The sequence below is a fragment of the Bacillus sp. NS1 genome (assembly GCF_058248265.1).
This window is the reverse complement of sequence record NZ_JBZAZF010000004.1, coordinates 51,828-65,064: the sequence shown is the minus strand read 5'-3', so window position 1 is coordinate 65,064 and position 13,237 is coordinate 51,828. Positions and strand designations below refer to the sequence as shown.

The 13,237-nt window shown below is 47.7% G+C and carries 13 protein-coding genes; 8 read left to right on the top strand and 5 right to left on the bottom strand.

Going from position 1 to position 13,237, the window contains the following annotated elements:
- Position 1 precedes the first annotated feature (1 nt).
- From acoB to AC4CV5_RS16015, 5 genes are all read left to right on the top strand, one after another.
- Positions 2-1,030: an acetoin:2,6-dichlorophenolindophenol oxidoreductase subunit beta gene (acoB, locus tag AC4CV5_RS16035; RefSeq protein ID WP_490923243.1), complete on the top strand. Its 1,029-nt coding sequence runs from the start codon at positions 2-4 to the stop codon at positions 1,028-1,030.
- 13 nt (positions 1,031-1,043) lie between these two features.
- Positions 1,044-2,240: a dihydrolipoamide acetyltransferase family protein gene (locus AC4CV5_RS16030; protein WP_490923241.1), complete on the top strand. Its 1,197-nt coding sequence runs from the start codon at positions 1,044-1,046 to the stop codon at positions 2,238-2,240.
- Between the two features lie 19 nt (positions 2,241-2,259).
- Positions 2,260-3,636, top strand: coding sequence for an acetoin dehydrogenase complex dihydrolipoyl dehydrogenase (acoL, locus tag AC4CV5_RS16025; RefSeq protein WP_166853883.1), 1,377 nt, complete (start codon positions 2,260-2,262; stop codon positions 3,634-3,636).
- 117 nt (positions 3,637-3,753) lie between these two features.
- Positions 3,754-5,571 carry an acetoin dehydrogenase operon transcriptional activator AcoR gene (gene acoR / locus AC4CV5_RS16020; RefSeq protein WP_490923240.1) on the top strand — a complete coding sequence of 606 codons (1,818 nt, stop codon included), beginning with the start codon at positions 3,754-3,756 and terminating at the stop codon, positions 5,569-5,571.
- 52 nt (positions 5,572-5,623) lie between these two features.
- Positions 5,624-5,803: a small acid-soluble spore protein H gene (locus tag AC4CV5_RS16015; protein ID WP_003239795.1), complete on the top strand. Its 180-nt coding sequence runs from the start codon at positions 5,624-5,626 to the stop codon at positions 5,801-5,803.
- Positions 5,804-5,838: 35 nt separating this feature from the next.
- Here AC4CV5_RS16015 and AC4CV5_RS16010 read toward each other — a convergent pair whose 3' ends face one another.
- From AC4CV5_RS16010 to AC4CV5_RS15990, 5 genes are read right to left on the bottom strand one after another with little or no spacing between them, the layout of a single operon-like run.
- The gene (locus tag AC4CV5_RS16010) at positions 5,839-6,168 is read right to left on the bottom strand and encodes a YnfA family protein (RefSeq protein WP_490923238.1); all 330 of its coding nucleotides are present in this window, start codon (positions 6,166-6,168) and stop codon (positions 5,839-5,841) included.
- A gap of 49 nt (positions 6,169-6,217) precedes the next feature.
- A complete protein-coding gene (locus AC4CV5_RS16005) occupies positions 6,218-6,775 on the bottom strand; it encodes a YfjD family protein (protein WP_019713646.1) in 558 nt (185 codons plus the stop codon).
- Positions 6,776-6,798: 23 nt separating this feature from the next.
- Positions 6,799-7,566: a YfjC family protein gene (locus tag AC4CV5_RS16000; protein ID WP_019713647.1), complete on the bottom strand. Its 768-nt coding sequence runs from the start codon at positions 7,564-7,566 to the stop codon at positions 6,799-6,801.
- A gap of 11 nt (positions 7,567-7,577) precedes the next feature.
- On the bottom strand, positions 7,578-8,801 hold the full coding sequence (locus tag AC4CV5_RS15995) for a hypothetical protein (RefSeq protein ID WP_019713648.1): 1,224 nt from the start codon (positions 8,799-8,801) through the stop codon (positions 7,578-7,580).
- 5 nt (positions 8,802-8,806) lie between these two features.
- Positions 8,807-9,121 (bottom strand): WXG100 family type VII secretion target, encoded by a 315-nt coding sequence (locus AC4CV5_RS15990; RefSeq protein WP_019713649.1) that lies wholly within the window; start codon positions 9,119-9,121, stop codon positions 8,807-8,809.
- A 335-nt stretch (positions 9,122-9,456) separates the two neighbouring features.
- Between AC4CV5_RS15990 and glvA the strand changes: the two genes are divergently transcribed.
- The 3 genes from glvA to malP all read left to right on the top strand — a co-directional run bounded on the left by glvA (position 9,457) and on the right by malP (position 13,233).
- Positions 9,457-10,806: a maltose-6'-phosphate glucosidase gene (glvA, locus tag AC4CV5_RS15985; RefSeq protein ID WP_490923236.1), complete on the top strand. Its 1,350-nt coding sequence runs from the start codon at positions 9,457-9,459 to the stop codon at positions 10,804-10,806.
- Positions 10,807-10,870: 64 nt separating this feature from the next.
- Positions 10,871-11,635 carry a MurR/RpiR family transcriptional regulator GlvR gene (glvR, locus tag AC4CV5_RS15980; protein WP_166853877.1) on the top strand — a complete coding sequence of 255 codons (765 nt, stop codon included), beginning with the start codon at positions 10,871-10,873 and terminating at the stop codon, positions 11,633-11,635.
- Positions 11,636-11,649: 14 nt separating this feature from the next.
- Positions 11,650-13,233, top strand: a complete 1,584-nt coding sequence (gene malP, locus AC4CV5_RS15975; RefSeq protein WP_490923235.1) for a PTS maltose transporter subunit IIBC — start codon at positions 11,650-11,652, stop codon at positions 13,231-13,233.
- The last annotated feature ends 4 nt before the right edge of the window (positions 13,234-13,237 follow it).

The window sequence follows — 13,237 nt, the reverse complement described above, 5'->3', positions numbered from 1 at the left end:
GATGGCGAGAGTCATAAGCATGTCAGACGCGATCAATGAGGCAATGAAGCTTGCGATGAGAAGAGATGAAAATGTGCTTTTGATCGGTGAGGATGTCGCCGGGGGAGCGGCAATCGATCATTTGCAGGATGATGAAGCATGGGGCGGTGTATTAGGGGTCACAAAAGGGCTCGTACAGGAATTCGGGCGCAGCCGAGTACTGGACACACCGATTTCTGAGGCGGGCTATATGGGTGCAGCTATGGCTGCGGCATCAACCGGTTTGAGACCAATTGCCGAGCTGATGTTTAATGATTTTATCGGCACATGCTTTGACCAGGTGATCAATCAAGGGGCGAAATTCCGCTATATGTTCGGCGGAAAAGCGCAAGTGCCGATTACCGTCCGCACCACATACGGGGCAGGGTTTCGGGCAGCTGCTCAGCATTCACAGGCGCTGTATGGCCTTTTCACCAGCATCCCGGGATTGAAGACGGTCGTTCCGTCCAATCCATATGACGCCAAAGGCCTGCTCCTTGCAGCAATAGAAGACAATGATCCAGTGTTCTTTTTTGAAGACAAAACGTCCTACAACATGAAGGGCGATGTGCCGGAAGATTATTATACAATCCCGCTCGGAAAGGCGGAAATCAAACGCGAAGGCGGCGATATCACGCTGTTTGCAGTCGGCAAGCAGGTCAATACCGCGCTTGATGCGGCAGCCCAGCTTTCAGAAAAAGGCATCGAAGCTGAGGTGCTCGATCCCCGCAGTCTGTCTCCTCTGGATGAGGAAGCGATTTTCACATCGTTGGAAAAAACAAACCGGCTGATCATCATCGATGAAGCCAATCCGCGATGCAGCATTGCCACGGATATTGCTGCGATTGTCGCCGACAAGGGCTTTGATTTGCTTGATGCGCCGATTAAACGGATTACAGCGCCGCATACACCAGTGCCGTTTTCGCCAGTGCTTGAAGATCAATATTTGCCGACACCAGATCAAATTGTCAGCGTCACGCTTGAATTGCTTGGCGAGCCGGCAATGAATTAAAGGGGGGACACAAATGGCGGTAAAAGTAGTGATGCCAAAATTGGGAATGGCCATGAAACAAGGGGAAGTATCAATATGGAATAAAAAAGTAGGCGACCCGGTTGAAAAGGGAGAAAGCATTGCCAGCATTCAATCGGAGAAAATTGAAATGGAAATCGAGGCGCCTGAAAAAGGAACGCTGATCGATATCAAAGTAAAAGAGGGAGAAGAGGTTCCGCCCGGCACAGCGATCTGCTACATCGGGGACGCCAATGAATCGGTGCAGGAAGAGGCGAAAGAGCCTGCTGCGGAAGACAGCATGCCGCTAGCCGTCCAGCCCGCAAAACAAGAAAGCAAACCCGCAGCCGCTAAAAAAGAACGAATCAAAATATCTCCAGTCGCCAGGAAAATAGCTGAAAAAGCGGGATTAGACGTGAAACAGCTGAAAGGCACAGGACCAGGCGGGAGAATCGTAAAAGACGATGTAACAAAGGCGCTTGCTGAACAGAAAAATGACCGGACAGAGCCGGTTTCTGAGCAGAAGGCGCAAGAAACACCGGTGACAGGCATGAGAAAAGTGATCGCGGCCAGAATGCAGGAAAGCCTGGCAAACAGCGCGCAGCTGACGATTACGATGAAGGCTGATATCACCAAGCTGGCAGCCCTTCAAAAACAGCTTTCTCCAACAGCAGAAGAGAGGTACGGCACAAAGCTGACGATGACTCATTTGGTCTCAAGAGCCGCCGTTCTCGCTCTGCAAGCTCATCCTGCGCTGAACAGCTTTTATCAAAATGAACGCATCATTACACATCCTCATGTGCACCTCGGAATGGCTGTAGCCTTGGAAAATGGATTAGTTGTGCCTGTGATCCGCCAAGCTGAAAAGAAATCGCTGATTGAACTGGCTCAATCCATCTCAGAATATGCAAAAAAAGCACGCGAGGGACGGGCAGGAAGCGAAGAACTGCAAGGCTCAACCTTCTCTATTACAAACCTTGGCGCTTTTGGAGTGGAGCATTTTACGCCGATATTAAATCCGCCGGAAACAGGTATTCTCGGCATCGGAGCAAGCTATGACACACCGCTGTATCAAGGGGAGGAAATTGTCAGAAGCACGATCCTTCCGCTCAGCCTGACATTTGATCACAGAGCCTGCGATGGTGCTCCTGCCGCTGCCTTTCTGAAGGCGATTAAAACATATTTGGAAGAACCGGCAGCTCTAATTTTATAGGAAAAGCAGGTGAAACGACATGACACTAGCCATTATCGGCGGCGGACCCGCAGGCTATGCGGCTGCAGTCTCCGCGGCGCAGCAGGGCAGAAACGTACTGCTGATTGACAAAGGCCAGCTTGGGGGAACCTGCCTGAATGAAGGCTGCATCCCGACGAAGTCTTTGTTAGAAAGCGCAAACGTTCTTGATAAAATCAAGCATGCCGACCGCTTTGGAATCGAACTTCCGGCAGGTGCGATATCGGTTGATTGGAGCAAAATGCAAAACCGAAAGCAGCAGGTTGTCAGACAGCTTGTCCAAGGCGTTCAATACTTAATGAAGAAAAATCAAATACAGGTTGTGAAGGGGGCGGCCTCCTTTCTTTCTGATAGAAAGCTCTTGATCGAAGGAGAGAACGGAAAAGAAATCAGAGAGGCTGACCAAGTATTGATTGCATCCGGATCAGAGCCGATCGAGCTGCCATTCGCCCCGTTTGACAGCAAATGGATCATCGACAGCAAGGACGCTCTATCCCTTTCTGAGATCCCGTCTTCACTCGTCATTGTCGGCGGCGGTGTCATCGGCTGTGAGTATGCCGGGCTGTTTGCCAGACTGGGGTCGAAGGTGACCATCATTGAAACAGCAGGCCAGCTGATCCCGGCTGAAGATGAAGATATTGCCCGTCTCTTTCAGGAGAAGCTCGAGGAAGACGGTGTTGAAGTGCATACTTCATCCAAGTTAGAGCGGGTGGATCAAACGGCCAAAACGGCAATATGGAAAAGCGGGCAGCGGGAGTTTAAAACGAAGGCCGATTATGTACTCGTGGCGATCGGCAGAAAACCTCGTCTTGACGGATTACAGCTGGAGCAGGCCGGAGTTGATTTTTCTCCAAAAGGCATTCCGGTAAACGGGCACATGCAGACCAACGTGCCTCATATTTATGCGTGCGGAGACGCAATCGGAGGCATTCAGCTGGCGCATGCGGCTTTCCATGAGGGCATTATCGCTGCTTCTCATGCTTCCGGAAGGGATGTCAAAATCAATGAGAAGCATGTGCCCCGTTGCATCTATACATCTCCGGAAATTGCGTGCATTGGAATGACAGAACAACAAGCAAGAAGCGTATACGGGAATGTAAAGATTGGTGAATTTCCTTTTTCCGCAAACGGCAAGGCACTCATAAAACAGCAAGCGGAAGGAAAGGTCAAAATCGTGGCTGAACCGGAATTCGGCGAAATTGTCGGTGTCTCAATGATTGGTCCTGATGTGACCGAGCTCATCGGCCAGGCGGCTGCGATCATGAATGGTGAGATGACCGCTGATATGGCGGAGCACTTTATCGCCGCCCATCCGACACTGTCGGAAACATTGCACGAGGCGCTGTTAAGCACGATCGGGCTTGCAGTACATGCATAATATAGGAAAAAGCAGGCGCAGAGAATACAAGGCGCCTGCTTTTTTTGTTGTTGAAAGCGCTTTATTTTTCCCCTACAATAGATGAAAACAGCGTGTAAGGGAGGAGCGATCAAGGAAATGAATTCGATCCCAAACGATTTGCAAACCTGGAAACGTTTTGTTAAAGACGGTGTGCTTGACGAAGGCCGATTAAGAAAACGGATCGCCGAGTCATGGCATCGCTGCAAAAAAGCTGAGGTCAATCCTTATTTAGAAAAAGGCCCGAAGGTTTTACAGCAAACCGAGCTGGATCAGCAGTCAAAAAATCATTCATTCTTCTTGACGACCGCACAGCCTTACCTCGAAAAACTGCTGCCTGCCATAAAAGAAATGGAAATGATGGCGCTGTTAATTGATTCAGACGGCGTTGTTCTGGCATTGGACGGCCATCCTCGTGCGCTCAATGAAGCCAAACGCATCAACTTTGTCGAAGGCGCGTGCTGGACGGAAACGGCTGTCGGGACAAATGCAATTGGCACGGCGCTCCACATTAGTGAGCCAGTTGCAATACAAGGATCAGAACATTACTCCATCGCTTCCCATCACTGGAACTGTTCAGCCGCCCCGATTCACCATGAGGATGGCAGCCTTGCAGGTGTGATTGACATATCGTGTCCGGCAGCAGGCGCGCATCCTCATATGCTCGGTATTGCCACGGCGATCGCCTATGCTGCGGAACGGGAACTGGCAGCTAAAAGCCGTGAGAAAGAGCTGGAGCTGATCAGCCGTTTTGGGGATAGGGCTGCATCCTGTGTGCCAATGGTGCTCTGCAATACCAAACAGCATATCATCAGCGCGAGCATACCGATTCGAACCTCAATGTCAGATTGGCAGGGCCGGCACCTATATGAGGTGAAGGAACGGGGCTTTTCAATCGAAAAAGCCGTCTCCATCGGGGATGGCGGCACTTGTTTTTATCTCTCGGAATCAAAGAAAAAGACGGCGTTTCGATTCAATGGAGTCATCGGGCAAAGAGGCCGATCGCAAGCTATGCTGAAGAGCCTTGAACGAGCGGCAGCGGCGGATGCAACGGTCTGTCTGTCGGGCGAAACTGGTACGGGGAAGGAAGTCGCGGCCCGCGCACTTCATGAGAACAGCGAGCGGCGGCACGGCCCGTTTGTTGCTGTCAATTGCGGAGCGATCCCGTCTGATTTGATTGAAAGCGAGCTGTTCGGCTATGCGGAGGGCGCTTTTACGGGAGCGAAACGAAACGGCTACAAAGGCGCCTTTCAAAAAGCCAATCAAGGAACCTTATTTTTAGATGAAATCGGAGAAATTTCCCACTCGATGCAGGTCGCGCTTTTACGGGTGCTTCAGGAACGTAAGATTACGCCTGTCGGCGGGACGAAAGAAATTCCGGTTGATATCAGAGTCATTGCCGCCACACATTGTGATTTGCGCGAGCTTGCCGAAAGCGGGAAAATCAGAGAGGACTTGTTTTACCGCCTTCATGTCTATCCGATCGAGCTTCCTCCTTTACGCGACCGCCCCGAAGATATTTCGGACCTCTTTCAGTACTACAAACAGAAAAATCATTGGCCTGGCGAACTTCCCCCTGATTTTTTGGATGTGCTGAAGCAATGGAGGTGGCCGGGGAATATTCGCGAGCTGTTCAATGTGTTTGAACGTCTTTCCATCAGATTTCCGGACGGCCGGCTGAGGGATGAGCCGCTCACCGCTATATTGGAAGCTTCAGGACTGCCGATCATCCCGGCGGAAAAAAAGCCGGCTGCTGCCGGCGCGCTCACCCTTCGTGAGCAAATCCAAAAAGATATCATCATCAAAGCGCTTGAATCTGCTAAAGGAAACGTCTCTCAAGCTGCCAAAATCAGCGGGATTCCCCGGAGCACTTTCTACAAACGGCTGAAAAAATTCAACCTGTTCGCTGAATTATAAAGCATACTTCTTTCAAGAAATGGAAACGTTATGTGTGAAGGAGGGTGTTAGAATGAACAGTCAAAGGGCGAAAGAAATTGTAGAATCTCCCGACATGAAAAAAGTAACATATAACGGTGTTCCTATTTATATTCAGCACGTGAATGAAGAAAACGGAACAGCGAGAATTTATCCGCTGGACGAACCTGAGCAGGAGCATGAAGTACAACTCACCAACTTAAAAGAGGATTAAACAAAAATGGCCCGCTTCATTAGCAGGCCATTTTGTTATCCGCGCGGCGCAAATAAAATGACAGAGACGCCGATGAGACAAATGAATGCACCGATCCAGTCATACAGATCAGGCGTTTTCCGGTCGACAAGCCATCCCCATAGAACCGCAAGCACGATGAATATTCCGCCATAGGCGGCGTATACACGGCCGAAGGAGGGGAAGGGCTGAAGCGTCGGAAGAATGCCGTAAACAATCAGGATCAGCGCTCCGGCGATCCCATAGCCGACTGGCTTTGCTTCTCTCAGCCATAGCCAAACCAGATATCCGCCGCCAATTTCGGCAAGCCCTGCCGCGAGAAATAAAAGAATGGTAATCAGCATCATGAGCACTCCTCAATTTGCATTTATCTTTCATTATAGAGGAGGAGAGCTTTTAAAGCTTCGGATGATTCTCAAATTCCTTCAAATACGCTTTTCGCTGAACCTCTGTAAATTGGTCGATCCAATTGCTTTTCGCCTCTTCATTCAGATGGGGAAGGATATAGCGTTCCACCGCTTCAAAAAACAACGGATTCGCGATAATGTTCCAGGTAGGGATGCGAACGACTTTGCCGTCTGTTTTCTCAATGATAATATCCTCAAAAAAGATCCCTTTCAAACTGTAATGATGCCGTCCCATATAAATCCGTTTTACCTCAGAAAACAGCACGCTGCGCTTTCTCGAGAAGATCTCGCCATCAGGCCCGGTCTTTACGCTGAAAATGACATTTCCCCGGCTTGTGAACGCAGGAAAAGCCATAAAGAATGTGATCAATCCATAAATTATCGCCAGTAATCCGCCGCCCAAATAAAGCAGGGCATATTTAGATTCAAATGTGAGAGCTTCAGACACCAGCCAGACTCCCACAATAAAAGCGCCTCCTGTAGCGAGGAACAGCCATATTCTAAAAAACAGTCTGCTTTTAACCTTAATTACTTCATCTTTTTTCAATTGCTATTCTCCTTTATCGCTCTTTAGCAAAAAAGTATTCCTTTTACCACATCTTTATTTGCTGGCACGATAGAAAATTCATTTTGGGTGATACCTGTTACCAGCCAAGTATGACGGCTGCCAGGTAAGACAAAAGCCATGTCAGCCACTTCCGGCGAGTTGTCTTTGTCATAAACAAGGCGCATCAGCGTATCCATTTTCCCTTTTCGCAAAGCCAAATCATTTACGAATCGTGTAACATCCTCTTGGTGTTCATGCTTATGTAGAAACTCTTTCAGATGTGAGGGAGTGTCTGAAGCACCCTCCAGAAGCAATTCAAATTCGGGCGATGTCAGAGTCATCATTGATTCTTTGTGATCCTCTGCATCTATTATATTTAAAAAATCGGATGTTTTAGAAAGTAATCCGTCATTTGAGTCCATTTTTTTAATGCTGTGCACTTGTTCATCAAACAGCAGTTCATGAGAGTAAGTGCCGAACTTAGAAACATGGCAGGACACATTCTGTTCTTTGCCTTGTTCATCAAATTTGGACAGTTTCACTGTATAATCCGCGTCGTTTAATACGTGGATAAACGGACAGTACTCGTCCTTTAACCGATATTGGTGATTCCGATATTCCGCCGCATCCTTGGCTAGGAGTGAGCGGCACGCTGCTTCAAACAGAGCGCCGAGCTGTTCATCCTCTATTTCCGGAAAGTAGGCCTGCTTCAAGGCCATTCCCTGTTCAAAAAACCCTTCGCTGTAAAAACAAAATAAGAGTTCTTCTATGCTGATCGTAAACTGCTTCATTGTTTATTCTCCTATCCAAATGAAAGTTTCCCTTTGAGGAAATGGGTTGCGCCGTGTATGAGCGAATCCGCTGTTTTCTTTGCTTTTTCCATTCCTTTTTTCGCGCTGTCTATCCCTTTATGTATCGTTTTATTTGCTGCATCTATCCCGTCATTTACTGATTTGACGACTTTGCCGGCTGATTCCAATCCTTTCTTGGCAGTATCAACGACAGCGTGAATCGGTTCTTTCAGCTTGACAGCTGCTTTTTCAGCAAAGCCAGATGTGAATTTTGCGATTTTTTCCCCAACAAAGCCTCCTACGGCTGATCCGATTGTACCTCCGATTACTGTACCAACAGGGCCTAACACACTTCCAAGGGCGCCGCCGACGACAGCGCCTGCCGTTGCCCCTCCTGCGATGAAAATCGTGTTATTCACAGCATTCCCGACAGCCTTGGCGTTTTCACGCTTGAGAACTTCCGGTTTGTCTTGGTATTTCGCGTAATTTTCAGCAATTTTCAAGCCGGCACCGAATGTTTCGGTTGCACCGGTGATCAGTGTGGCGGTAATGGCATTTCCTTTTGCGAATTTCAAGCCCGTTTTTCCGACATCCTTCAAAGTTGAGCGTACGCCGGCTTCATTAAGAAATCCTCTTGTGTAGCTTCTGACGCTGTTTGAAAAATCCACCGTGTCCTGGGGGAAATACTTTGTAAACTTTTTATGTACCAAATCAGAAAATGGCCGGTTTGTCTTTTTAAACAAATATTTAGGATTCAAAAGCACTCTGGCCGCTTTTTGATAACGTGAGCTGTCAACGGCTCTGGAAATATCCAATAGAAGTTTTGAGTGCCGGGCGGTATGCAAGCCGCTGGGCTGTTTCTCAAATTTCGTAAGCCCTAATCCGTAGTATTTTCCCTGCGTCAGCATAAGAGCGGTTAAGCTTGTCATCGTTCCATATTTGTCATAAGCATGATAGAGCTTTCGTAACATATCATCTTGTTCAACAAATTTATCGCTCGTTTTTCTGATAAAAATCTCATTGTCACTCAGCTTGGTGACGAGCGCTTTTCCTGAACTCCACGCATCGCCGACCCCGGAAAAACAGCTGCTGTAGCGGGGATCGCATTGCAAAATCATCTGCCCCAGCTCCAGATGCAGGTCCTTATATTTGTTTTCCATATCGGTTAATTCAGTGACAACATCATTTGCCAGCTGTTCGAGCTTATCCGGATCAACTGCAATGTTTCCTGACACATCGTTCACCCCCCGAGTTTATGTCTTTCCTCTCTAGCTTTACGCTCCAGTTCTTCCATTCTGGCAATTTCAGCTTTTCGTTCTTCTATTTTGACGGCGGCTGCCTTCAGTTCCTGGCTTGTTTCAAGAAGCTCCTGTTCGAATTGATCGTAGGATGCTTTCGTTTCCTCGAAATCCTGATCGAACGAATCTCTTGCTTTTCCCTGCCAAGCATCCCCCAATGCAGATAACCGGGATTCAAGCAGCATTTTGGAGCTTCTGACCTGTTCCGCGGCCGAACTGTACTTGTTTGCCAGCTCAATGACTTTATATGAGTCCAACTTTTGTCCCCTGCCTTTTCTAAATTCACGCACAAATGGATGTTTTATATAAATGATTATAAATAATTCGGCATGTATCCGAATCGTACAAAAGAACCTTTTCATAAGAACTGGAAGGGCGTATATTCACTCAAATTTCACAGTTGGTGAGACTTTAAGATTACAAAAAAGGTAAAAAAATCAAGTCCTTCAGACGTAAGGTAAGTGGGAAAATTCCCGCCTTGTGGGAAAAAACACTAAAATTGATCAAATGACCTAAGTGCGCCAAACGTGTTACGGGACGGGCCCTTCCATGGTATAAATGGAATTGTAAACGTTATCAAGGAGGTCGTCATATGAAGAAAAAATCATTCTCAATCGTAATAGCGGGCGGAGGCAGCACTTTCACTCCAGGGATCGTTCTGATGCTCTTGGACCATTTGGAGGAGTTTCCGATCAGAAAGCTGAAGCTGTATGATAATGATAAGGAAAGACAGGATCGCATAGCAGGTGCTTGTGACGTTTTTATCAGAGAAAAAGCGCCGGAAATTGAATTTACCGCGACGACTGACCCAGAAGAAGCTTTTACAGATGTCGATTTTGTCATGGCACACATTAGGGTAGGGAAATACGCGATGCGTGCGCTGGATGAACAAATTCCTCTGAAGTACGGAGTTGTCGGACAGGAGACGTGCGGGCCGGGTGGTATCGCATACGGCATGCGTTCAATCGGCGGCGTGCTTGAAATATTAGATTACATGGAAAAATACTCGCCTGATGCGTGGATGCTCAATTACTCCAATCCGGCGGCGATCGTAGCCGAAGCAACGCGACGCCTTAGACCAAATTCAAAAATCCTGAACATCTGCGATATGCCGGTTGGAATTGAAGACCGGATGGCGCAAATTCTCGGCCTGTCCTCGAGAAAAGAAATGAAAGTCCGCTATTACGGATTAAACCATTTCGGCTGGTGGACATCGATTCAGGATCAAGAGGGCAACGATTTAATGCCGAAGCTGAAGGAACATGTATCTCAATACGGGTACATTCCGAAAACGGAGGCTGAAGCTGTGGAGGCGAGCTGGAATGACACGTTCGCCAAGGCGCGTGACGTGCAGGCCGCAGATCCTGATACACTGCCGAATACGTATTTGCAATACTATTTGTTCCCGGATGATATGGTGAAAAAATCAAATCCGAATCATACACGGGCAAACGAAGTGATGGAAGGGCGCGAAGCCTTTATTTTCAGCCAATGTGACATGATCACACGCGAGCAGTCCACGGAAAACAGCGAAATCAAAATCGATGATCACGCATCATATATTGTTGATCTTGCCCGGGCGATTGCCTACAACACAGGTGAGAGAATGCTGTTGATCGTTGAAAATAACGGCGCGATTGCGAACTTTGACCCGACTGCAATGGTCGAGGTGCCATGTATTGTCGGCTCTAATGGGCCTGAACCGATCACCGTCGGCATCATTCCGCAATTCCAAAAAGGGCTGATGGAGCAGCAGGTATCTGTTGAGAAACTGACTGTTGAAGCGTGGGCGGAGAAATCGTTCCAAAAGCTGTGGCAGGCGCTGATCTTGTCAAAAACAGTGCCGAACGCGCGTGTAGCAAGGCTCATTCTTGAGGATTTAATAGAGGCCAATAAAGACTATTGGCCAGAGCTTGATCAAAGCCCTACTCGCATTTCATAACTGAAATTCCCCCATTCTCGAATCTGTTATTGTATATAATAGAAAGAAAATGGGGGGATCTGATATGAAGCTCGAAGAACTGATTAATCAGCACTACAGCAAATTAAATGATAACGATTTTCATATTTTAAAATATATATTGAATCACAAGCACACGTGCTATCACCTTGGAATCGACGCGCTGGCCAAAGCCTGCACCGTATCGCGTTCCTCGATTTTACGGCTTGCCCAAAAGCTCGGTTTCAGCGGCTACAGTGAATTTCGCGTCTATTTAAAGTGGGAAGATCAGCCGGAAGAAGGCGAGAGTATGAGTTTTCAAAAGCTGCTTGATGATATTGAATCAAATCTGAAGTTCTTAAGGACAAAGGACATGACGGAGATGTGCCAGCTGATTGATGAAGCTGACCGTATTTTCGTGTATGGATCAGGAAATGCGCAAAAGATATGCGCCCGTGATCTGCAAAGAATGTTTATTCCCCGCCATCGATATCTCATTTTGATTGAAGACACAAATGAATTTAATCTGATGCGCGAGGATTTTCAAGTAAACGATCTGTTTATCATCATTTCTCTTTCCGGAGAAACACCGGAGCTGATTCCTCAGGCAAGAATGCTTTCTGCAAAGGGTATTCCCTTTATTTCCATTACGAATTTAAAAAACAATGTCCTCGCCCAGCTGACTCCGCATAATCTTTATGCGACAAGCAAACCTGTGACATTAAGCGATAAAACGGAAATTGTCGCTTTTGCACCATTTTTTCTCGTTGGCGAAGCATTGTTCCGCGCATATGTTGATTACAAAGAGGCAGAAAAAAATGACATGAAGTAGCAGGGGGTTCTGGTATGATGCAAAAAATCCAGCGCTTTGGAAGCGCAATGTTTGTGCCTGTTCTATTATTCGCGTTCGCCGGCATTATTGTCGGTGTCAGCACGCTCTTTAAAAATAAAACCCTCATGGGCCCGCTCGCCGATCCTGACGGGTTTTGGTACCAGTGCTGGTATATCATTGAGCAGGGCGGCTGGACCGTATTTAATCAAATGCCGCTCTTATTTGCTATCGGCATCCCGGTTGCCTTGGCGAAGAAAGCTCAGGCGCGCGCTTGTTTGGAAGCGCTTACGGTTTACTTGACGTTCAATTACTTTGTCAGCTCGATCTTGACGGTATGGGGAGGAGCATTCGGCGTCGACATGAACCAAGAGGTCGGCGGAACGAGCGGGTTAACGATGATCGCCGGCATCAAAACACTTGATACCAATATTATCGGAGCCATCTTTATTTCGTCGATTGTCGTGTTTTTCCATAACCGCTATTTTGATAAAAAACTGCCCGATTTTCTCGGCATCTTTCAAGGCTCAACGTATATTGTGATGATTTCCTTCTTCATTATGATTCCGATCGCCTTGGCTGTGTCTTACATTTGGCCGATCGTTCAGACGGGAATCGGCTCGCTTCAAAGCTTCCTGGTTGCTTCCGGGGCGGTGGGCGTTTGGATATACACGTTTTTAGAAAGGATTTTGATTCCAACCGGTCTTCATCACTTTATTTACACGCCGTTTATTTATGGGCCTGCTGTAGCAGAAGGGGGGATCGTCACGTATTGGGCACAGCATCTCGGCGAATATTCGCAAAGCGCCAAACCGCTGAAGGAGCTCTTCCCGCAAGGCGGATTCGCGCTCCACGGCAATTCGAAAATTTTCGGCATTCCGGGGATCGCACTGGCGTTTTATGTCACAGCCAAAAAGGAAAAGAAAAAACTTGTTGCAGGGCTGCTGATTCCTGTCACGCTGACGGCGATTGTCGCTGGTATTACAGAGCCGATTGAGTTCACTTTCTTATTCATTTCTCCTTTCTTATTTGCGGTTCACGCCGTGCTAGCAGCAACAATGTCGACGGTCATGTATATGGCAGGTGTCGTCGGAAACATGGGAGGCGGGCTGATTGAAGCGGTGACCTTGAACTGGATTCCGCTCTTTGGCAGCCACGGTATGACGTATGTGTATCAAATTTTAATCGGGCTCTCTTTTACAGCTATTTATTTTTTCGTCTTCCGGTTTTTAATCCTCAAATTCAATATCGCCACACCGGGACGGGAAAAGGATGATCAGCAGGAAACAAAGCTGTATTCGAAAAAGGAATACAGAGAAAGAAAAAACAAGGATGAAACGGCCTCTGCTGCTGAAACGGCAGATGACACCGCTTTTCTGTATATTGAAGCGCTGGGCGGAAAAGACAACATCACTGAAGTGACAAACTGCGCCACCCGCCTCAGAGTCAGCGTCAAGGATGAAACAAAGGTTGAGCCCGACAGCGTATTCCGCGCGCTTGGCGCACACGGTGTCGTCAGGAGCGGAAAGGCGTTTCAGGTGATTATCGGATTGAGCGTTCCGCAGATGCGGGAGCGTGTGGAAAAAATATTGAATCAATAAAGCC

What these genes read in the sequence shown, in the direction of transcription:
- AC4CV5_RS16030 (WP_490923241.1), top strand. Translation starts at nt 1,044, where the DNA reads ATGGCGGTAAAAGTAGTGATGCCAAAATTGGGAATGGCCATGAAACAA.
- AC4CV5_RS16015 (WP_003239795.1), top strand. Translation starts at nt 5,624, where the DNA reads ATGAACAGTCAAAGGGCGAAAGAAATTGTAGAATCTCCCGACATGAAA.
- AC4CV5_RS16010 (WP_490923238.1), bottom strand. Translation starts at nt 6,168, where the DNA reads ATGATGCTGATTACCATTCTTTTATTTCTCGCGGCAGGGCTTGCCGAA.
- AC4CV5_RS16000 (WP_019713647.1), bottom strand. Translation starts at nt 7,566, where the DNA reads ATGAAGCAGTTTACGATCAGCATAGAAGAACTCTTATTTTGTTTTTAC.
- acoB (WP_490923243.1), top strand. Translation starts at nt 2, where the DNA reads ATGGCGAGAGTCATAAGCATGTCAGACGCGATCAATGAGGCAATGAAG.
- malP (WP_490923235.1), top strand. Translation starts at nt 11,650, where the DNA reads ATGATGCAAAAAATCCAGCGCTTTGGAAGCGCAATGTTTGTGCCTGTT.
- glvA (WP_490923236.1), top strand. Translation starts at nt 9,457, where the DNA reads ATGAAGAAAAAATCATTCTCAATCGTAATAGCGGGCGGAGGCAGCACT.
- acoR (WP_490923240.1), top strand. Translation starts at nt 3,754, where the DNA reads ATGAATTCGATCCCAAACGATTTGCAAACCTGGAAACGTTTTGTTAAA.
- glvR (WP_166853877.1), top strand. Translation starts at nt 10,871, where the DNA reads ATGAAGCTCGAAGAACTGATTAATCAGCACTACAGCAAATTAAATGAT.
- acoL (WP_166853883.1), top strand. Translation starts at nt 2,260, where the DNA reads ATGACACTAGCCATTATCGGCGGCGGACCCGCAGGCTATGCGGCTGCA.